The following is a 20,636-nucleotide window of genomic DNA, read 5'->3' on the forward strand; positions in this document are numbered from 1 at the left end:
ACCGGGCGTCGGACAGCGCACTACCACCGACTATTGATTAGCGCGCATGTCATGCGCCAAGAACATTTACCGTCACGGAGTACACTTTGGAATTACTCAGAGAATTATGGAAGTTTATGAAGGTCAGAAAAAAGTTCTGGCTGCTCCCTATTCTGGTCTTTGCGTTGCTATTAGGCGGCTTGGTGATTTTTGCCCAAGGCTCCTCGCTCGCACCGTTCATTTACACGTTATTCTAATTTTAAAGCATGATCATTCTGGGAATCTCCGCGTTCTATCACGACAGCGCGGCTGCCATCATTGATGACGAAAAGATCATCGCCGCTGCACAAGAGGAGCGCTTCACGCGAATTAAGCATGACAGCGCATTCCCGATTAATGCGGTGGAATACTGTTTGGAAGAAGCGGGAATTACGCTAAACGACGTCGGCAATGTGGTTTTTTTCGAGAAGCCATTCGTTAAATTCGAGCGCCTTCTCGAAACCTACGTTGCCTTCGCGCCACGTGGCTTTCAATCATTCCGCTCCGCACTTCCCCTGTGGATCAAAGAAAAGCTGTTTCAGAAGAAAATCATTCGCGAAGCCATGACACATCTTGGCACGGACTACGATTGGGAGCAGCGGCTAAAATTCTCAGAGCACCATTTGAGTCATGCCGCCAGCGCCTTTTACCCTTCCCCTTTCGAGGAAGCGATCGTGCTCACATTGGACGGCGTTGGTGAATGGGTGACCACCTCAATGGCAATCGGGCGCGGTAAACAATTGGAGGTGGTCAAAGAGATTCACTTTCCACACTCACTCGGACTGCTTTATTCGGCTGTCACATACTACACTGGATTTCGTGTCAATTCAGGCGAATACAAAGTCATGGGGCTTGCACCTTACGGCGACCCTAAATACAAAGACCTTATCCTTGAGCACATTATCGACGTCAAGGAAGATGGCTCGTACCGGCTAGATCAGAGTTACTTTAACTACTGTACCGGTCTGACTATGACCAACAACAAGTTCGCCAAACTTTTTGGCCGGCCAGCACGTGTCCCGGAAGACGAACTTGAACAGTTTCATATGGATGTCGCCGCTTCGGTTCAAGCGGTCACAGAAGAAATTGTGCTCAAACTTGCCAAGTCGCTGGCCGCTGAAACCGGAATCAGAAATATATGCTTGGCCGGAGGCGTTGCCCTAAACTGCGTGGCCAACGGAAAACTGCAACGTTCGGGGCTGTTTGACGGCGTTTGGATTCAACCTGCCGCCGGCGATGCTGGTGGCGCATTGGGCGCGGCCCAAGCGTTGGCTCACATCTACCATGATGTACCTCGCACAGCGCATAAAAATGACAATATGCAAGGCAGCTACCTTGGTAAAGAATTTAGCAATGATGAAATCCGCCAACGCCTGACTGCGTCCGGCGCTCATTTTACCGAGTTCCCTGACGCAGAAGCCATGATCGATGCAGCAGCGAACGCCTTGGCTAATGAGCAGGTTCTAGGTTGGTTTCAAGGTCGCATGGAGTTTGGGCCACGTGCGCTTGGCGGGCGTTCTATTCTGGGCGACCCTCGCTCACCAGCGATGCAAAAGAACCTCAACCTAAAAATCAAATATCGCGAATCGTTCCGCCCTTTCGCTCCATCGATTCTGGCTGAAAAAGTCCATGATTTCTTTGAATTAAACGGTCCCAGCCCGTATATGCTGTTGGTTGATGCGGTACAGAAGAATAAGCGGCTGACGATGACGGACGCACAACAAAAGCTATTCGGTATCGACAAACTGAACGTTCCGCGATCTGAGATCCCTGCCGTCACACACGTGGACTACTCAGCACGCATTCAAACCGTTCACAAAGCAACTAACCCAAAATACCATCAACTGATCAGCGCATTTGAAGCCAAAACCGGATGCCCATTGGTGGTAAATACCAGCTTTAATGTACGCGGCGAACCGATCGTTGGTTCACCGGAAGACGCATTCAACTGTTTTATGGGGACCGAAATGGATGTGCTGGCGATTGGTAACTTTGTGTTACACAAGAAAGATCAGAACCCGGATCTCGCAAAAGACTACAAAAACGAGTTTACATTGGATTAACAGCCCATAATCCAGCTCACCCTAATCCTCTTCGAGCAACAGAAACAGCGCTCCCAGCATGGTCTCCGCGGGAGCGCTTGCTGGGTCAGCGGCTAAAAAAGTCATACTCAAGTCAGTCGCATTCTGAAATTTCACGAAAAAGCGCTGCAATGCAATATCCAGTGTCATAGGATCCCCTGCCGCCGTTGTTGGGTACTGCGCTCCAGGTAAGATTTGTTGGTCACACGCACTGCAACGCAACTTAATATTCCAGCCTCCGATCCCATTAATCCTTGGCAACCCAAGCATGAACGGCCACGCCGTTTGACCAGTGGCCGCAGTAAACTGGCGTTCAAATACGGGAGGGTTATTAAACGAAGAGCCGGTAATCGTCAACGTGATGGCTTCCCCACCTTGTGCAACAAGCCCACCTGGAAAAAGAACACTGCCAGTAAAGAAATCCGCATTTCCTAAGGTAATATTTATTGCTAGATCCGACGAATTGGCCGGAAAAACTTCCGCGCGAGTCGAATCCACCACGCCAGCGGCGGGTTTCCAAAATCCTTGTGTGGTGGTTTGCAAGTCGACGTTACATCCTTGCAAACATTCAAACCCGAGTTTGAACGGTGCATAATTAGCCGGTTGCCCAGGTACAGTGCTGGTCGAGTTCTGTAGATTAAGGCTATAAAACGTAGAACGGCTGCCCTGAGAGATGGTTGCGACGGTGGCGGGACCAGTACCAAACTCGCCAGCCTCCCCAGTGCTGGTTAACGTGTAGATCCGAAAAATTACGTCTGACTGGGTACTCGATACACCATTCGGTAAACTGAAATTACCGCTCAGCGTGTGTGTTTGCGCATGGCTGTTAATAGACACCATAAGTGTAAGCCAGCCAATAGATTGGATAAAAATACGAAAAGCTTTCATTTGCGCTGAGCGCCCTCCCGGACCCGATTCACTCGACTGTATAGCCGATTCACTCTCACGCTTCCCTGTTACCCCAAGGCAACGCCTTAATTGAGGCCACCTACCCGTTCACGTCATTAATTTAAGCAGTCACCTACCATTGCGATTGCCCTTTCTCAACCAACCACCAGGCAAGTACCGACATCGCGGTTACGCCCGCAAGCGCCACCAACCCATGCAATGGCGTCAGCGTAACCGAATTTGGGATCAGACCAACCACACCGCTCATTAAGCTATTGAAGTCGATGGTAAAGTACGCAGCCAGAAACCCAAGCAGAATACCGATAAGCTCAATGGAGACTCCGGCTTTGCGTCGTCGCGCCACCCTAGGCGGCAAAGAGTTGAGCACTTGCTTGGTAAAGTTCTCGCCCTCAAACTGAGGCACTGCGTTACGAGCGTCATTGAATAACGCGTCCAGCTCACCAAAGCCCGAGTCGGGTTCATTTGATGTCGCGGAAAACAATTGGTTAAACTCGTTTGTCATAGGGTTTTCTCCTGCCAGCCCTGCAGACTCTGCTGCAGCGCAGACCGGCCACGGTTAATATGCGTTTTCACGGTACCCAATGGGATACCCATGATATCTGAAATTTCTTGTTGCGTATTCTGTCTATGTAGGAATAAGTGTAGCACGGAGCGTCGTTCTGGCTCCAACATAGATAACAATTTGGCAACCTTTTGGTGTAGGGCAGAGGTTTCATCCCCCTGCCTTGGATCGGCAACCTGGTTAGCGATGTATGGATCATCGTCGATCGATTGTGTGTCCAGTTGTTTTTTGCGCACATATTGCAAAAACACGTTGTAGCCAATTCGATAAAGCCAACTGGAGAACTTGGCTTCTTTTCGAAATCGGTGCAACTCTTTAAACGCCTGGATAAAAGTATCTTGCGTTAAATCGTCCGCAAGCGCTTCATTCCAGTTTGTTAACTGGCGCATCGAATAACGCAGATTAGATTGGTGTCGGTTCACCAGTTCTGCGTACGCGCGCTGGTCGTTCTCGCTTACCGCAAGCTCGACCAACACAGCTTCTTCCAGGGTTTTCACAATCGTTCAACAGGTCAGGTTACAAGAAACGACTTACTGCGTGCCCTCTTTACGCTCTGCGATATACCAATACACCAGTCGAGCAATACCAATAAACAGTGGTATCAATCCAAATCCAGCGATGTCGCTGTCACCAACCACATTAAAGGCCGCGACGATACCCGCACCAATACCGGTCAGCATGATCCCTCTGCGCAGAGAGTTCCCGCCGTCCACATCGATTGTATGCAATACTTCTGGCGGCACTTCTTTACCAGAATCTAAGAAGCGATTCACTAGCTCCACGCGCTGTCGACGCTTCTTGTGGCCGAACCAAAGTACCAGCAGCACAATAAAGACCGGCATACCAAAAATGAGCAGCACAGCGAGAGTCGCGACGATTACTGCGCCGACCGGCATGTCACTCCCATTCAAGTCAAAGGTGATGCCATCTTCAATGGCTTTAACAATTTTTTCTTTGTCTTCGTTCGACAAACGTGAAATGTCGGCTTCAAGGTCATTGACCACCTCTTCCCCAAAGTTTTCACGAATCGCTTTTCGGGCGGCGGCGAACTTTTCATCCGAGGTTAATTCTTCGTCGCCGTCAATTTCGATACCAATACGTAATTTACCGTCTTCGTCCTTCAGGTTAACTGTGGTTTCGACCGATTGCTCAACCACGCCTTGGTTATCGGCCGCCTGCGCAAAGGCAAATGATGAAATACTCATCATTAACGCCAGAGAGAAGGTAGTAAGTGTGTTTTTCATAATAATTCTCCAGTTGAAATTAAGCTCGAAAATTGAGCTCTCGGTGATTTAGATGCGCGGCCACCGATTTCGGATTCAGGTTTTTGCTATTTTTTAAGAAAAAAATTAACGTTGGATGATATCCGCTACTAAACCAGCAAAAAATAGCGAAATAGACATAAAAAAAGGCGACCCGCATGGTGAACAATCGTGGTCGCCTTTCGGATGTTTCGATACCGCTAAGGTTGTCAATCTCAAACAAATCTAGCGGCGTTAGAATAAAAACTAACCATGCTTGATGAGGTGTTCAACCACTTTGTCACCAAAGGCCTCGGTGGACAGCATTTGCACACCACTCCCGGGTTTCGACAGATCTGCAGTTGAATACCCGTCAGCAAACACGCTTTGCATTGCTTGCCAAACCTTTTTGGCTTCGTCTTGCATACCGAAACTGTATTCCAACATCATGGCCATTGAACCAATCATCGAGTAAGGATTTGCCATTTGTTTACCCGCGATGTCTGGTGCTGAACCGTGCGATGGCTCGTAGTAGGCCTTACCATCGGTGCCCAAACATGCTGACGGCATTAAGCCCAGCGAACCCAAGATACCACCACCCTGATCGCTGAGGATGTCTCCAAACATATTTTCCATGACCATAACATCGAACTGACCTGGGTTCAGACAAAGCGCCGTCGCCGCAGCGTCTACCAAGGTGTGAACCACGTTGACCTCAGGGTACGCCTGCGCGACCTCTTCCAACACCTCATTCCACAGCACACTGGACTTCAGGACATTACTTTTATGAATATTGTGCAACACCTTTTTACGCGCGCCAGCGAGTTTAAATGCTTCATGCAAAATCGCCTTAATTTGATTTTCATCGTATTCAAGCTGTTCACGCACATAACGCACACCATTTTCATCGACGCCCATTTCCTTGTGTCCAAAATACAGGCCACCAACTAATTCACGCACCATAATCAGATCAATACCCTCACCAACGACCTCAGGCTTCAGAGGTGAAAAGTGAGCCAGTGACTTGGGTAAATAGACTGGACGAAAGTTAGCGTAGGTGTTGAGTCTTTTACGCAGCGGCAATAAAGCGCCGCGTTCCGGTTGCTGGTCGACCGGTATTTTTTTGGATTCCTCGTGACTCAAGCCAATAGGGCCCTTCACCACCGCGTCGGCGCTATCCACCAACGCCTGGGTTTGCTCCGGAAACGAACTGCCATGACTGAAGTACGCGCTGGCTCCGAAGGGAGCCTCTACCAACTCAAATTCAACATCGTTGCGTTGCTCGATGACCTTGAGGACCTTGACGCCCTCACGCATGATTTCCGGGCCAATGCCGTCGCCGGCAAGGATGGCTATTTTGTATTTACTCACTGTATTGATTATCGGTTAAATTGAAGCGAAGCGATTTTAGCTGATTTGACCGAGCAAACGTACCCTAGGATATCAAAAGTAGCTCAATCGCAGGGCACATGGCCTTTGCTTTGCGACCTGTGACGGTGTTGTAGTGCGCCGCACGCGTAACATTTAGCCTCAAGGCCGACGTTCGCATCACATCACCGGCGGTTCCAACCCCGGCAGTGGGGCTCCAAGCAAGGTCACCACCGTACATGACACGATACACACTCACTGCCACCGCGAACGTCCCAAAGTCGGTCGGATGAATCTGGTCCTCTTGAAACAGACGATCAAAGACAGTGCGCGCATTGCGATACATTTCGAACCAGAGGTCGCCGACCCGAGCTACCGATACATCCAGCTCTGCACCAATATCGAGGTAAGCCTGTGATATGCGCACCTGGTCACCCGGATAATTGCCGGTTTGCAGTCGCGCCCACGTCTGGAACAGTATCGGTTCAGCCCCACTCGCACGAACCTCTGTCACTAGCTCTTTGATTCCCGAGACGAAATGGCCGTAATGACGAATTACTTGCGTGCTGTGATCCTGTAACACCACATAGTCCCAGTGTCCATCACGGATCAAGGCCAAGGTTTGCGATCGACGCGCATGTTCGGACAAGCTGATCCCGCCGACATACTCATAGTGAAAAATGTCTTCGCCCTGCGGGTTGCTGGCTGCAAACCGCTGTAGAGTTGTTGCTGAAAATCCGGTAAAGCTGTTACCGACAAAAAGCACTTTAAATGCTGACGCTGGCATTGACGCCAGCAACAAAGCAATCAACAAAAGACATTGCCAATGGAAACGGTTCATACCCTAAAATATTGACGAGCTGTGCAAAATCGTATCATAAAACAGCGCACACAAAATGCCTGCATAAATAACACCAAAATACGCATAGTTGTTTAACCTAGGTAATTTGACTCGACCTTCAGTGCTCTAAAGTACACTGTCACCCCGATGGCCTTGCCGCGGATGATTGATCCCTGGGGTCGAGCCATTTAGAATGTCAAACGTTGACGCCCAACCCAATTCAATACGCTGCAAGTAGCACACAGCCTTTGCGGTCGGCCTTTCCACTCATTTTTGGACACTTTTTACAGGATTCAGTCATGCAAGTTACTACTCTTTTTCGCACTGCGGCCACATCAGCTGTAATTGCACTTTTAATACTTCCTCTGCGTATCGTGTCGGCCGACGAAGTGAAGCTGCACTTGGTAAACACTAAAGTCAGTGACCGGATTTACATGTTGCGCGGCGAAGGTGGCTTCACGGGCGGCAATGTTGCCTTGAGTATTGGCGAAGATGGCGTTGCGATGATTGATAATGGCATTTCCTCGGTACTTGAAATGTTGCGGGCAGAAACCCGTAAGATCACAGATCAACCGATCGACTACTTAATAAATACGCACGTGCACGGTGATCATACCGGCAATAATTTCGCCTACGGTAGCGACGGAACGCGCATCATCAGTCACGAAAACTTGCGCACCGCGTTGGTAAAACAAGGTGTTGAAACCGAAAGCGGCAAGCAACCGACACCGAAGGCCAGCTTACCAGTACTTACATTCTCAGACCGCATGACCATTCACATCAATGGCGATCAGGCGAAGATCATCCATTTCGCACATGCGCACACGGATGGAGATGCGATCGTCTATTTTGCCGGCGATAACGTAATTCACACCGGTGACATTATGTTCAATAAAGTATTCCCTTACATCGATGAATCGAATGGTGGCAGTCTGCGCGGTGCGATCAAGGCGCTCCAATCCATTCACGAGATGAGCAATGACGACACCAAAATCATTCCAGGCCACGGTCCTCTGGCCACGAAAGCCGACATCAAACGTACTATCGACATGATGCAAGACAGCCTGAGCTTGGTTCAAGCTTTAGCTGATGACGGCCAGAGCGACGAGGAAATTTTGGCGGCGAATCCACTCAGCAAATACCAAGAATACCATTGGGGATTCATCACCACTGAACGAATGACCAAACAGGTTATCTCGGCAGTGCGCTCGGTGTCCCAAAAAGCAAAGCCTCATTCTCACAGTCATTAAGGTTCGGTATACACATGGAATCTGAATTTTTTATCGCTACCCTGTTCAACCTCGGTATCAACCTACTCTACACTTTGTTGGCGTTGATCGTCGGCGTGATTGCGCTGAAATTTGTCGATCGACAATTATTGAAGAATGTGGACATCGAAAAGCAGCTGCAAAGCGGCAACATAGCCGTCGCGATTTTCGCCTCAACCATATTGCTATTCGTGGCTGTCATTGTCTCATTCGGGCTAAAAGGCTGAGGCCGAAAGTCAACTGGTTGCAACTAGTTAGAATTCCGTGCGCGTATTCTTTAAAAGTAGCTTCTGGCTGCTGAGCAGTATTCTCGTTATCGCGTGGCTTGAAAGCCACCAACAACAGGTGTCGACACCGATGACGGCGCAGCTGCAACAAGCGGCGGAGTCGCCAGCACCGCCACCAAGCGAACAGTCCGTGCGACAAACCGGCGAGATTCAAAGCTTACCAGATGGACAACGGATGAGCACTGCAACGCTGAATCAGATTGTCAGCGCACCAGATTACCAGGGCGGTTCCGCCAGCTTCTACTTGAGTGATCGGCAACAACGTATCATCAACTACGTGGCAACGGGAATTGACCATCGACCGTATTTCTCAAATTCGTATCTGGTTGGTTTCGTGCCCTTTGAAACAGACTCAATTTGGGTGCCACTGGCCACACTGAGTATGCGTAAACGGTACGTACTCGACCATGTACAACACGGACCAGGGATGACCGACATATGGCAGAATTCGGAGCAGGCGTACTATTACGGACATGGCGATTGCGAAGACCACGCCGTGTTACTGGCCGACTGGCTGATTGGCTTAGGCTATGACGCGCGCGTCGTGATTGGCGAAATACCGCAAGGCGGACACGCCTGGGTGGTGCTATTTATGGCTGACAATACCTACGTACTTGAGGCTACGGACAAGCGTAAACCAACCTCGATTAACGATTTCATTCCGGCCGCACGCGCCACCCAATATCGCCCTAGGATGCAGTTTAATCGCACAGAATTCTGGGAAAACACCGGCTCGACTATGACCGTGGATTACCGAGATTCAAAGTGGTTGCGACGCTCGTTGTTTCGGCCTCAGCCTGCCGTGGTTAAGAACCAATAAGTTGCTCGCTGCTCACGACTACACCATTTAAATCAGCATAGACCCACTCCCCAGGGTAGATGGTCTGCCCAGCAAACGTAACCGGCACATCCAGATCCCCCAACCCACGCTTTTCGGTCTTCATCGGATGCGTATTAAGCGCTTTAACGCCTAAATGGGTATTGGCGATCTCCACACAATCACGTATACAACCATTAATAAGCAACCCAGACCAACCATTCTGAGCGGCCTTTTCAGCCAACATATCGCCTAGAATTGCGCGGCGCAATGACCCTCCACCATCCATCACGATAACGCGGCCGTCACCGGGTGTGTCCACCAACTGTTTCACCACCGAGTTATCTTCAAAACACTTAATGGTGACCGCTGGCCCACAGAATGCGCTCAGCCCACCGTAATTTTGAAACAAACTATCCAAAACTCGGACATCATCTGGAAAATCATCACATAAATCTGGTGTTGAAAATTTAACCACGCTTGCTCCTAACGTTTATATGGTCGAATGGACAGTGCCGACAACGGTTTCCGCAACAGCGACCGCGGGCAAGATGATAGGCTTCGGTTAGCACCATCAGCCCATCTTCCCTGTAATAGTGAACGCCTTCGACCAGTTGGTCAATGGGCCATTGTCGCGCAGGCGCGGCTCGCTTAGTCATGAGAAGTCCCCGACGTACACTTAGGTGCTGCGCCGATACTGCCCGCCGACCTCGAAGAAAGCATCAGTTAACTGCCCCAGTGAACAATGCCGCACCGCCTCCATCAACGCTGCAAACCCATTTCCGCCGGCGTTGATCGTTTGTTTGATCTGCTCCAGCGATTGCGGCGCCGAATCTGCGTGACGCTGGTGAAAATCCGCCAGGCGAGCAATCTGACTCTGCTTTTCGGCGTCGGTTGAGCGCGCCAACTCAATTACCATGTCGTCTTCTTCATGCTCTGGAAGAAAGGTGTTCACACCAATAATCGGGTAGCTTCCATCATGCTTCTTGGTTTCGTACTTCATGGATTCTTCTTGAATACGACCACGCTGGTAGCCGGTTTCCATGGCACCGAGTACACCACCTCGATCAGAGATACGTTCAAATTCACGCAACACTGCCTCTTCAACTAGGTCGGTTAATTCATCAATGATAAACGCGCCTTGCATAGGGTTTTCGTTCTTAGCCAGGCCAAATTCTCTATTAATAATCAACTGGATAGCCAGCGCTCTTCGCACAGATTCTTCAGTTGGAGTCGTAATCGCCTCGTCGTAAGCATTGGTGTGTAGGCTATTGCAGTTATCGTTAATTGCCAGCAACGCCTGTAACGTCGTTCGTATATCGTTGAACTGCATTTCCTGCGCATGCAGTGAACGCCCTGACGTTTGAATATGGTATTTCAGCTTCTGACTACGCGCATTCGCGCCGTACTTATCCCGCATCGCGACCGCCCAGATACGACGAGCAACGCGCCCAATCACCGTGTATTCAGGGTCCATGCCATTCGAGAAGAAAAATGACAGATTTGGTGCAAAATCATCGATGTGCATTCCCCGTGCCAAATACGTTTCCACAAAGGTAAAACCGTTGGCTAAGGTAAATGCGAGCTGAGAAATCGGGTTGGCGCCGGCTTCCGCGATGTGGTAGCCGGAGATCGACACTGAATAGAAGTTTCGTACTTCGTGATCAATGAAGTACTGCTGGATATCGCCCATCATGCGCAGACTGAACTCGGTTGAAAAGATACAGGTGTTCTGACCTTGATCCTCTTTTAGAATGTCAGCCTGTACCGTGCCTCTAACCGCCTTGAGCGCACGCGCGCGGATATCAGCCGCTTCTGCGTCTGACGGCTGTCGCCCTTGCTCCTCAATAAACTTATCGATCTGTTGATCGATTGCGGTATTCAGAAACATCGCCAAAATAGTTGGCGCGGGCCCATTGATCGTCATGGATACCGATGTACTTGGTGCGCACAGATCAAAACCGTCGAACAATTGTTTCATGTCATCCAAGGTCGCAACGGACACGCCGGAATTCCCAATCTTTCCATAAATATCCGGACGTTCTGCCGGGTCGAAACCATACAGAGTCACGGAGTCGAAAGCGGTAGAAAGTCGAACTGCATCAGCGTGTTGTGATAACTTCTTAAAACGTTGATTGGTACGTTTTGGGTCACCTTCACCAGCGAACATACGCGCTGGGTCTTCGCCTTCACGCTTAAACGGAAAAACGCCCGCAGTATAGGGAAAGAATCCAGGCAGGTTTTCACGACGCAGCCAGCGTAGCAAATCGCCATCGTCCGAAAAGGTCGGCACCGCAACACGCGATACCAAGGTGCCTGACAATGTCTCGCTCACTAAACGTGTCGTGACTTCTTTTCCATTCGGCAAACGATCGATACGCTGCTCACCCTTATAGGTAGCTGCGCGTGCAGGCCAGTCCGCCAATAGTGCTTTATTTTCTGCACTCAGCGCATCATTTCGATTTTCGATATGATCACTAAGCATTTGTTTTGAATCAGAAACTAGCTCAGCGGTACGAACTAACGCTTGTCGTTCTCGAGCGACTTGAGCTTGCGCATCGGTGCTCGCATGGTAGGCACGAACAGACTCCGCAATTTCAGCCAGGTAGCGCTGTCGACTACTGGGCACGATCACCGAGCGCTCGGATGGAATGCGCGACTCGACCAAGGGTAGCTTGGACTCCCATTCACGCAAACCTTTGGCACGTAGAACCCGTAGCAAGCCGTGATACGCGGCCGTCACACCATCATCGCCAAAGCGTGATGCAATCGAGCCATACACCGGCAACTGACTTGGATCGGTATCCCATGCCTCACGATTACGTTGCACTTGTTTAGCCACATCACGCAGCGCGTCCGCAGCACCTTTACGGTCGAATTTGTTAATCACAACCAGATCAGCAAAGTCCAGCATATCGATTTTCTCGAGCTGGCTCTGAGCGCCAAACTCTGGCGTCATCACGTACATAGACGCATCCACGTAGGGCACGATACCGGCATCACCTTGCCCGATGCCTGGGGTTTCGACAATGATCAAATCGAACTCAAAATGCTTAATCGCAGCGATGATGTCGGTTAACGAATCAGGCACCTCACCGCTTGAGCCACGTGTGGCAATTGAGCGCATAAAGATCGAATCGTGATAAATCGAGTTCATACGAATTCGATCACCCAGCAAGGCACCACCAGTCTTGCGTCGTGTCGGGTCAATGGCCAACACAGCTATTCGGGCATCATCATTACTGTCTGCCCGGAAGCGGCGGATAATTTCATCGGTTAACGAAGATTTACCCGCGCCACCTGTACCTGTGATACCCAATACAGGTGGAACGGTCGCCTCTGCAGACAATTTGAGACGCGCCCTTTGCGCTTTATCCAACTCTCCATTTTCAATGGCAGAAATCAAACGCGAGAGCGACACGAAGTCACGCTTGTTAGCATCGAAATCTAACTTGGGGCGCGCCTCTGCATTGTGCGCAGCACATCGCGACACCATGTCTTCAATCATACCGACCAGACCAAGTTCCATCCCATCCTGCGGCGAATAAATGCGCTCGACACCATAGTCATGCAATTCACAGATCTCAGCCGGAATGATGACGCCGCCGCCGCCACCGAATACACGGATGTGTTCAGCGCCATTTTCACGCAGCATGTCGACCATGTACTTGAAGTACTCGACATGGCCGCCTTGATACGAACTCATGGCAATGCCATGCACGTCCTCCTGCAATGCCGCCTGAACGACCTCAGCAACCGAGCGATTGTGGGCCAAATGAATGACTTCTACCCCCAGCGACTGAAGAATTCGGCGCATAATATTGATCGACGCATCATGACCATCAAACAGGCTTGCGGCCGTTACGAAACGTAATGGTGTGGTCGTGAGTGAGCTCGAGTGCGTCGTTGCAGATTCGAGTCGTTTGCTTGTCATTATGTTATTCCTCGCTAAGTAAGCGCATCATGGTCTTTTTAAGACCATCGTGTAAGCCCTTGGTTTCATTTATTTTATCTGGATTTGCAAGCCAGAAATAAACGATCCCGATGATTGACGCGCTAAATTGAGCCGCGATCGTATCCGCCTCTTTTTTTATCGCATCACTAATTCTTTCGTCCATCAATATCCAGTTCATTACGTCCTGATAACGGCGCAAATGAATAGCTCTAATGGTCTGACTCAACTCCGAATCCGCATTCAGTGACTCAAACCATAAGGTGTACAGCGTACGAACATGATCTGGCGCATCCACACAGAACTGGTAGTGTTGATCGATGGCCTGCTCCATGGCTGCCAACCCGGTCTTTTTATGCGTTACTTCCTTTAACTTGGCCAGCCACATTTCCCCCAAACGCAGCACCACAAAGTTGAATAAACTCTCTTTCGAGCCAAAGCGATGACTGGCCAATCCTCGACTGTAGCCGGCCATGACACCAACGTCAGTCAAACTGGTACCCGCAGGCCCCCGCTCAGTAACCAGCTTGACTGTCGCTTCGAACATGCGCTGATCGGATATCTCTGTGCGCTCAGCTTGTGTGCGACGCGGCTTGGGTGCTGCAATAGATGACATAGCACTTAACCAAACGCCGACGTGTCGAGCGGGCAGCTGATTGCAGAACCGCCATTTACTGCTGCACCGTAAGCGCCGGCTCGCGGCAATAAATGCGTCATGTAAAAACGTGCTGCAATTAACTTTCGTTGATAAAAGCCCTGATTCGACGCACCGCTAAGCAACTGCTGATTCGCTGCAACCGCCGCACGCAAGTGATACCAAGCACCGCAGACGTAGCCCATCTGCATTAGGAAATTGTATGCGACCGAACCTTCAAATAGCTTGCTATCTGCTTGTTTATTAAGAATATATTCAACGGTTTCTCGCAGGTATGCTTTCGCTTGAATAAACGCATCTGTCAAACCATCCAGACCCTGAGTCTGCGCCAATGTGTCTTCCATCTCTTGCATCAGGGCAGAAAACCCGGCCCCGCCATCGCGAATAATTTTACGGTTGATTAAGTCATTGGCTTGAATCCCGTTGGTACCCTCGTAGATAGCAGTGATACGCGCATCACGATAGTGTTGCGCAACGCCGGTTTCTTCAATATAGCCCATGCCACCATGCACTTGAATACCCAGAGAGGTGACCTCGTTTACTAATTCGGTACACCAGGCTTTGGTGATTGGCGTTAGCAGTGCAAAGCGTGTCGCATGATATGCACGCGACGTCGCGTCCGCCCCGTGAGTACGAATGTCGTGCGACATGGAGGCGTCGAAACACAGTGTACGCATCGCGTCCGTCATCGAGCGCATCTGCATCAGCATTCGCTGCACGTCTGGATGATGGATAATGGTGGCACTGTCACCAGTTTCAGGGTCACGGCCTTGTACACGGTCTCGTGCATATGCCACGGCGTCTTGATAAGCACGCTCGGATAAACCAGCCCCTTCCAACCCCACCTCAAGCCGTGCATGGTTCATCAGCGTAAACATACAAGCCAATCCTTGACCAGGCTCACCAATCATGTAGCCGATCGCCCCATCGCCTTCGCCAAAGCTCATAACACAAGTTGGACTGGCGTTAATACCCAACTTTTCTTCGGTGGAAACTACCTGAACGTCATTCCGCTGGCCCAAGCTGCCGTCATCATTCACGAGAAACTTAGGAACCACAAATAAAGACAAGCCTTTAACCCCTGCTGGCGCATCATCTAGCGGCGCTAAGACAATGTGGACGATATTTTCGGCCATATCATGCTCGCCCCAAGTAATATAAATTTTCTGCCCTTTGATACGGTAATGGTCGTCGTGCGCAGTGGCCTTGGTTTTCAAGTTTGACAAATCTGAACCCGCATGCGACTCAGTTAAATTCATCGTGCCGGTCCACTCACCTGAGATAAGTTTTGGCATATAGATTTGTTTCAACTCATCACTCGCGTGGGCCGCAAACACATCAATGGCACCCGCTGTTAACATCGGGCACAAAGCCATGGCCGTGTTTGCACTGTTCCAAAACTCACTCGCCACCATGTGCACGGTGAATGGCATCCCTTGACCGCCATACTCTGGGTCCTGCGCCAAACTCATCCACCCATTGTCCACGAACAACTGGTAGGCTTCACGGAAGCCATTTGGTGTCACGACGTCACCATCACGAGCTGTGCTGTGCTGTACATCACCGACACGGTTAATCGGTGCAAATACTTGCGCGGCGAACTTACCGGCCTCTTCAACAACTGCGTCAACCAAATCAGCAGATACCTCACCGAAGTCCGGTAAATCATAAAGTTGATCGATCCGAAGAACATCATTGAGCACAAATTGAATATCAGTAACTGGTGCAGAGTAGTCAGCCATTTTTTCCCCAAATAAGAATCTGCGCTTGCCAAGCATGCGCACTAAGTGAACGGATGCCCAATTTACTTGTTTGCAACAAGCAAGTCAATAAATATGGGCGTAATGCTCCACATCACGCGGGTTTCCGCTACACTAGAGCAATACCGATTCGTTCAACCTTGAAGCAGTTTTTGAAGTGACTAGTAAATTAGCGCGCACGCGCACACCCAGTCGAGCTCGAGCGGGACGCCCCAGAGACAGCTCTAAGCACCAGGCGATACTTCAAGCTACACGCGAACTTGTTAATGACGTTGGGTATCGAGGCTTGACCCTCAAGGCCATCGCCAGCAAGGCATCCGTCACTCGCAATGTGCTCTATAACTGGTGGGATGGCGACATCAATCGCATCGTAGAAGAAGCCCTGCTCCCGAATGTTAACGAGTGGGCCGTGCCAGACAACGGCTCTTTTGCCGCCGACATCGATGAATTTCTGGATTTAACCATTGAAGCAATCTACAAGCCCGACGTTTTAAAGGGCTTTCTCACTTTAGCAGCTGAGATTGTGGACGACCAAGGTCAGTTACGTGAGACCTCACGCTATTTTAGAGCCCCCTACGCGAGGCTGGTCGCTAAAATCGTCAAGCAGGCTGAAGCGCGCGATGAAATCTGTGCCAATCTAGACCCTAAGCATTTGGCACAAATGATTTCCGGTAGCGTATTGCAATTCGCCATCAGCAAAAACCCAGGGCGACGCAACACCAAAGCTGTACTGTCTACAATGATTCAGAAAATCGCCGCAAAATAAGCCATTATTGTATACAATAATCTACCCAACACTGAGTTTGCGAGGAATATTCGCAAATAAATCACCACATTGTTGACAATAAAAGCGCATTCGGACATATTGTCGCGATGATCAACACGCCCCACCACATCGCCACCGATGATCACGAATCATCGGACAAGACGCTCAGCGGCCAGACCACAATCGCGCTGCGAGAAGCAATCGTGTGTGGGGTAATTAAGCCCGGTGACAAACTGAACGAGCCGCGACTCGCAGAACAGTACAAAGTTAGTCGAGGTCCACTGCGAGAAGCCATCCGGCGTCTTGTGGCTTTGCGCCTGGTACGTCACGTTCCGCATGTTGGCGCGACGGTGGTCACTCTCAGTGGTGACAGCATTCGCGACCTGTATGAAGTTCGAGAATCACTGGAAGGCAAAGCAGCCGGTCTCGCCGCGCAACACATGACAGACCAGCAAATTGCCGAACTACGCGACCTGTTAAAAGTTCACCGTCGGCATCTGGAGCAAAATGCCGGTGAATACATGCAGGCTGAAGGCGATTTCGATTTTCATTACCAAATCATCAAAGGCAGCGGTAACCAACTGCTAGTTAACCAGCTCTGCAATGAGCTTTATCATCTGATTCGCATGTACCGCTTCCAAACAAGTCGGTTTCGCGCTCGCTCCGACCGGGCACTGATTGAACACGAACAATTGATCTACGCAATCGAAATGCGGGATCCGGAACTTGCCGAAATGCTGATGCGAAAACACATCACACGCGCAAAAAACTCCATTTTAAATTCATTGTTTGAAGAGGAAGAAACATAATGTCGAGCACATCTGCCGGACAGCGGTTTCGCACCGCACTAAATAACAGTACCCCCTTGCAAATCGTTGGCACGATCAACGCCTACACGGCGATGATGGCAAGCAAGATCGGCCATCAAGCGATTTATATCTCCGGTGGTGCGTGCGCCAATGCATCCTATGGTCTGCCTGATTTAGGCATGACCAGCATGAACGATGTGTTGGAAGATGCTCGACGCATCACCGCCGCCGTTGACACGCCCTTACTGGTTGACATTGATACCGGCTGGGGCGGCGCTTTTAATATCGCGCGCACCATCAAGGAGTCGATCCGCGCTGGTGTGGCGGCCGTACACGTGGAAGACCAAGTCGCACAAAAGCGCTGCGGCCATCGACCTAACAAGGCCGTTGTCAGCTGCGAGGAAATGGTAGACCGTATCAAAGCTGCCGTGGACGCTCGAACGGATGACGCATTTTTTATTATGGCGCGTACGGATTCCTACGCAATCGAAGGGCTACAGGCCTCCATTGATCGCGCCGCCGCCTATCTTGAAGCTGGTGCGGATGGTATTTTTGCCGAAGCCATGGCATCGCTCGACGAGTATCAGGCGTATCACGACGCACTGAAGAAGCCACTATTAGCCAATATGACCGAATTTGGTATGTCTCCCCTGTTTGATACTCAGGAGCTGGCTCAGCACGGCGTTAATATGGTGCTCTACCCTTTAACCGCGACCCGTGCCATGCACAAGGCGGCCGAAATGGTTTATCAAGATGTGCTAGAGAAAGGCCATCAACGAGACATGGTGCAGCACATGCAGACCCGCATGGAGTTGTACGACTATCTTAATTATCATGAGTATGAAGAGACACTGGATAAACTATTCTCTTCCCAACAAGACTAAAGACGAGAGAGGCAAAGATGTCATCGGATAAAAAACTAGGTGGCGCGGGCTTGCGTGGCCAGGTAGCTGGTCAAACGGCATTATGTACAGTGGGCACACAGGGCTCTGGATTAAACTATCGAGGCTATGATGTCGACGACCTGGCCGACAACTGTATTTTTGAAGAAGTCGCACATTTGATCTTAAAGGGGCACCTACCGACTCAGGCTGAACTGGATACCTATCAAGCCAAATTACATGGTCTGCGTGACTTACCAGAAGAGCTAAAAGCCGGTCTAGAGCTGATTCCCGCCGGCGCACACCCGATGGATGTAATGCGCACCGGTGTTTCCCTGCTCGGCAACCTAGAGCCTGAAACCGATTTTTCGCAACAAGCGGATGTGGTCGATCGCATTCTGTCACTACTACCGGCGATTGTCGTGTACTGGTACCGGTTTTCGCACGATGGTGTGCGTATTGATACCAACACCGGCGCGGCGACGATTGGCGGACACTTCCTGCACATGTTGCATGACAAACCTGCCAGTAAGCTGCATGAAAAAGTCATGAACGTGTCACTGATTCTTTACGCCGAGCACGAGTTTAACGCATCCACTTTTAACGGCCGCGTTGCAGCATCCACCTTGACCGACATACATTCCGTCATTACCGGCGCGATTGGCACTTTACGAGGCCCGCTGCATGGTGGTGCCAATGAAGCAGCCATGGAAATGATCGAGCAGTGGTCATCGCCGGATGAAGCCGAAGCCGCCATTCTGGAAAAGCTGAAAAATAAAGAGTTGATTATGGGCTTTGGGCACGCAGTTTACAAAGAACGCGATCCACGCAATGCGATTATCAAAAAATGGTCAGAAGCCTTGGCCAAAGATGTTGGTGATGACGTGCTCTTCCCAGTTTCCGTGCGGGTTGAAGCGGTGATGAAACGTGAAAAGAACATGTTCTGCAATGCCGACTTCTTCCATGCCTCAGCGTATAACTTCATGGGCATTCCTACCGGGTTGTTCACACCAATTTTTGTGATGTCACGTGTTACCGGCTGGGCTGCACACGCATTCGAGCAACGTGCGAATAATCGAATCATTCGCCCCAGCGCTGAATACACCGGACCTGAACATCGCGCGGTTGAGCCGATCGATCAGCGTTAAACTAGCTTAGGTTAGACGCCACGAGCTCGGCGCAAGCTGCTTGTGGCGTCCTCAAACTAACTTTGAAGTGGTTTTATTCGCGCATGCTTAAGCCAAACAGGCTCCGGGGACGCGTACCCACCCTTCCATCAGCACACGTGCGCTGCGACTCATTGTCGCTTCGGTCGCACGCCATTGCCCATCTTCCAAATAAGCACTCGCACCAACTTTCAACGTACCTGACGGGTGGCCAAAGCAGACGCTGTTACCTTCCGGTGATGTCAGCACCTGGTTGACAATCGTACCGGGCACGGCGGCGGCAACACTGATGGCAACGGCGGCGGTGCCCATCATGGCATGATGCAACTGCCCCATCGACATCGCACGCACCACCAAATCAATGTCCTGCGAGCTAATCTGTTTACCACTTGAAGCCTGATAAGATGCGGGCTCCGCGACAAACGCCACCTTCGGTGTATGCTGTCGTGATTGCGCTTCATCCAGATCGGAAATCAACCCCATGCGGAGTGCACCGTGCGCTCGTACCAGCTCAAGCCGTTGCAAGGCGTCGGCATCGCTATTAATATCTGACTGCAGCTCCGTGCCCGTAAATCCTAGATCCCGGGCGCGTACAAATACGGTCGGAATACCGGCATTAATCAGCGTTGCCTCAAACTCACCCAGCTTGGGCACCACCAAGGTATCGATACTATTCCCAGTCGGAAACAACGCACCGTCTGCCGCGGGGTCTTTGAAAGCCAACTCAATTTCAGCTGCTGGAAAAGTCACACCATCCAGTTCGAAGTCGCCCATCTCTTGAACCAAGCCATTGTGTATTGGCACATTGGCAACAATCGTCTTACCAATATTTTGTTGCCAGACACGTACCGTGGCAATGCCATTTGCCGGCACGCGAGACGCGTCAACCAAACCCTGTGCGATCGCGAATGGGCCAACCGCAGAAGACAAATTGCCACAGTTGCCACTCCAGTCGATCATCGGCTTATCAATCGACACCTGACCAAACAAATAGTCCACATCATGATCCGCCCGCTCGCTTTTAGAAATAATCACCACCTTACTGGTACTGGATGTGGCCCCGCCCATACCATCGGTCTGCTTGCCATAGTGATCAGGACTGCCAATGACACGCAGCAACGTCTGGTCACGAATTGGACCCGGTTGCTGCATCGCATGCGGCAAGTCGGCCAGATTAAAGAATACCCCTTTACTGGTGCCACCACGCATATAGGTGGCCGGAATTCTAATTTGTGGTAAATACATAGAGCTCTCC

General features: G+C 50.5%; 21 protein-coding genes. 9 read left to right on the plus strand and 12 right to left on the minus strand.

Annotation, left to right across the window (positions count from 1 at the left end; all coding sequences use genetic code 11):
- Window positions 1-86: 86 nt before the first annotated feature.
- Both IE055_RS17890 and IE055_RS13555 read left to right on the plus strand, forming a co-directional pair.
- On the plus strand, window positions 87-236 hold the full coding sequence (locus IE055_RS17890; protein WP_268244548.1) for a DUF5989 family protein: 150 nt from the start codon (window positions 87-89) through the stop codon (window positions 234-236).
- 9 nt (window positions 237-245) lie between these two features.
- Window positions 246-2,081: a carbamoyltransferase family protein gene (locus IE055_RS13555; RefSeq protein ID WP_189402127.1), complete on the plus strand. Its 1,836-nt coding sequence runs from the start codon at window positions 246-248 to the stop codon at window positions 2,079-2,081.
- 21 nt (window positions 2,082-2,102) lie between these two features.
- Here IE055_RS13555 and IE055_RS13560 read toward each other — a convergent pair whose 3' ends face one another.
- The 6 genes from IE055_RS13560 to IE055_RS13585 all read right to left on the minus strand — a co-directional run bounded on the left by IE055_RS13560 (window position 2,103) and on the right by IE055_RS13585 (window position 7,020).
- The gene (locus tag IE055_RS13560; protein WP_189402129.1) at window positions 2,103-2,987 is read right to left on the minus strand and encodes a hypothetical protein; all 885 of its coding nucleotides are present in this window, start codon (window positions 2,985-2,987) and stop codon (window positions 2,103-2,105) included.
- Window positions 2,988-3,120: 133 nt separating this feature from the next.
- The gene (locus IE055_RS13565) at window positions 3,121-3,510 is read right to left on the minus strand and encodes a hypothetical protein (RefSeq protein WP_189402131.1); all 390 of its coding nucleotides are present in this window, start codon (window positions 3,508-3,510) and stop codon (window positions 3,121-3,123) included.
- The gene (locus IE055_RS13570) at window positions 3,507-4,067 is read right to left on the minus strand and encodes an RNA polymerase sigma factor (RefSeq protein WP_189402133.1); all 561 of its coding nucleotides are present in this window, start codon (window positions 4,065-4,067) and stop codon (window positions 3,507-3,509) included. Before IE055_RS13570 ends, IE055_RS13565 begins: the two co-directional genes overlap by 4 nt.
- 33 nt (window positions 4,068-4,100) lie before the next feature.
- Window positions 4,101-4,814, minus strand: coding sequence for a DUF6249 domain-containing protein (locus IE055_RS13575; protein ID WP_189402136.1), 714 nt, complete (start codon window positions 4,812-4,814; stop codon window positions 4,101-4,103).
- Between the two features lie 264 nt (window positions 4,815-5,078).
- Window positions 5,079-6,182, minus strand: a complete 1,104-nt coding sequence (gene leuB / locus IE055_RS13580) for a 3-isopropylmalate dehydrogenase (protein ID WP_189402137.1) — start codon at window positions 6,180-6,182, stop codon at window positions 5,079-5,081.
- Window positions 6,183-6,246: 64 nt separating this feature from the next.
- Window positions 6,247-7,020, minus strand: coding sequence for an SGNH/GDSL hydrolase family protein (locus IE055_RS13585; RefSeq protein ID WP_189402139.1), 774 nt, complete (start codon window positions 7,018-7,020; stop codon window positions 6,247-6,249).
- A 299-nt stretch (window positions 7,021-7,319) separates the two neighbouring features.
- On the opposite strand from IE055_RS13585, the gene IE055_RS13590 reads away from it, so the two are divergent.
- From IE055_RS13590 to IE055_RS13600, 3 genes are read left to right on the plus strand one after another with little or no spacing between them, the layout of a single operon-like run.
- On the plus strand, window positions 7,320-8,270 hold the full coding sequence (locus tag IE055_RS13590) for an MBL fold metallo-hydrolase (protein ID WP_189402140.1): 951 nt from the start codon (window positions 7,320-7,322) through the stop codon (window positions 8,268-8,270).
- Window positions 8,271-8,284: 14 nt separating this feature from the next.
- Window positions 8,285-8,515 (plus strand): DUF350 domain-containing protein, encoded by a 231-nt coding sequence (locus IE055_RS13595; RefSeq protein WP_189402141.1) that lies wholly within the window; start codon window positions 8,285-8,287, stop codon window positions 8,513-8,515.
- Between the two features lie 37 nt (window positions 8,516-8,552).
- Window positions 8,553-9,395, plus strand: a complete 843-nt coding sequence (locus IE055_RS13600) for a transglutaminase-like domain-containing protein (RefSeq protein ID WP_229794296.1) — start codon at window positions 8,553-8,555, stop codon at window positions 9,393-9,395.
- On the opposite strand, the gene rraA is transcribed toward IE055_RS13600, so the two are convergent.
- From rraA to IE055_RS13625, 5 genes are read right to left on the minus strand one after another with little or no spacing between them, the layout of a single operon-like run.
- Window positions 9,382-9,870 (minus strand): ribonuclease E activity regulator RraA, encoded by a 489-nt coding sequence (gene rraA, locus IE055_RS13605; RefSeq protein WP_189402142.1) that lies wholly within the window; start codon window positions 9,868-9,870, stop codon window positions 9,382-9,384. The genes IE055_RS13600 and rraA overlap by 14 nt on opposite strands.
- Window positions 9,863-10,051: a C1orf53 family protein gene (locus IE055_RS18110; protein ID WP_189402143.1), complete on the minus strand. Its 189-nt coding sequence runs from the start codon at window positions 10,049-10,051 to the stop codon at window positions 9,863-9,865. Before IE055_RS18110 ends, rraA begins: the two co-directional genes overlap by 8 nt.
- A gap of 20 nt (window positions 10,052-10,071) precedes the next feature.
- The gene (gene icmF, locus IE055_RS13615; protein ID WP_189402144.1) at window positions 10,072-13,326 is read right to left on the minus strand and encodes a fused isobutyryl-CoA mutase/GTPase IcmF; all 3,255 of its coding nucleotides are present in this window, start codon (window positions 13,324-13,326) and stop codon (window positions 10,072-10,074) included.
- Between the two features lie 4 nt (window positions 13,327-13,330).
- Complete coding sequence (locus IE055_RS13620; protein ID WP_189402145.1) at window positions 13,331-13,960, minus strand: TetR/AcrR family transcriptional regulator; 630 nt, start codon at window positions 13,958-13,960, stop codon at window positions 13,331-13,333.
- Between the two features lie 5 nt (window positions 13,961-13,965).
- Complete coding sequence (locus tag IE055_RS13625) at window positions 13,966-15,741, minus strand: acyl-CoA dehydrogenase family protein (protein ID WP_189402146.1); 1,776 nt, start codon at window positions 15,739-15,741, stop codon at window positions 13,966-13,968.
- 175 nt (window positions 15,742-15,916) lie between these two features.
- On the opposite strand from IE055_RS13625, the gene IE055_RS13630 reads away from it, so the two are divergent.
- From IE055_RS13630 to prpC, 4 genes are all read left to right on the plus strand, one after another.
- Complete coding sequence (locus tag IE055_RS13630; protein ID WP_189402148.1) at window positions 15,917-16,525, plus strand: TetR/AcrR family transcriptional regulator; 609 nt, start codon at window positions 15,917-15,919, stop codon at window positions 16,523-16,525.
- Between the two features lie 107 nt (window positions 16,526-16,632).
- Window positions 16,633-17,334 (plus strand): GntR family transcriptional regulator, encoded by a 702-nt coding sequence (locus tag IE055_RS13635; RefSeq protein ID WP_189402150.1) that lies wholly within the window; start codon window positions 16,633-16,635, stop codon window positions 17,332-17,334.
- On the plus strand, window positions 17,334-18,218 hold the full coding sequence (prpB, locus tag IE055_RS13640) for a methylisocitrate lyase (protein ID WP_189402152.1): 885 nt from the start codon (window positions 17,334-17,336) through the stop codon (window positions 18,216-18,218). Before IE055_RS13635 ends, prpB begins: the two co-directional genes overlap by 1 nt.
- A 17-nt stretch (window positions 18,219-18,235) precedes the next feature.
- Entirely contained in the window at window positions 18,236-19,363 is a 1,128-nt protein-coding gene (gene prpC, locus IE055_RS13645; protein ID WP_189402154.1) for a bifunctional 2-methylcitrate synthase/citrate synthase, read from the plus strand.
- Between the two features lie 87 nt (window positions 19,364-19,450).
- Here prpC and prpF read toward each other — a convergent pair whose 3' ends face one another.
- Window positions 19,451-20,626, minus strand: a complete 1,176-nt coding sequence (gene prpF / locus IE055_RS13650; RefSeq protein WP_189402156.1) for a 2-methylaconitate cis-trans isomerase PrpF — start codon at window positions 20,624-20,626, stop codon at window positions 19,451-19,453.
- Between the last annotated feature and the right edge of the window lie 10 nt (window positions 20,627-20,636).

The organism is Arenicella chitinivorans (assembly GCF_014651515.1).
GTDB classification, from domain to species: Bacteria; Pseudomonadota; Gammaproteobacteria; order Arenicellales; family Arenicellaceae; genus Arenicella; species Arenicella chitinivorans.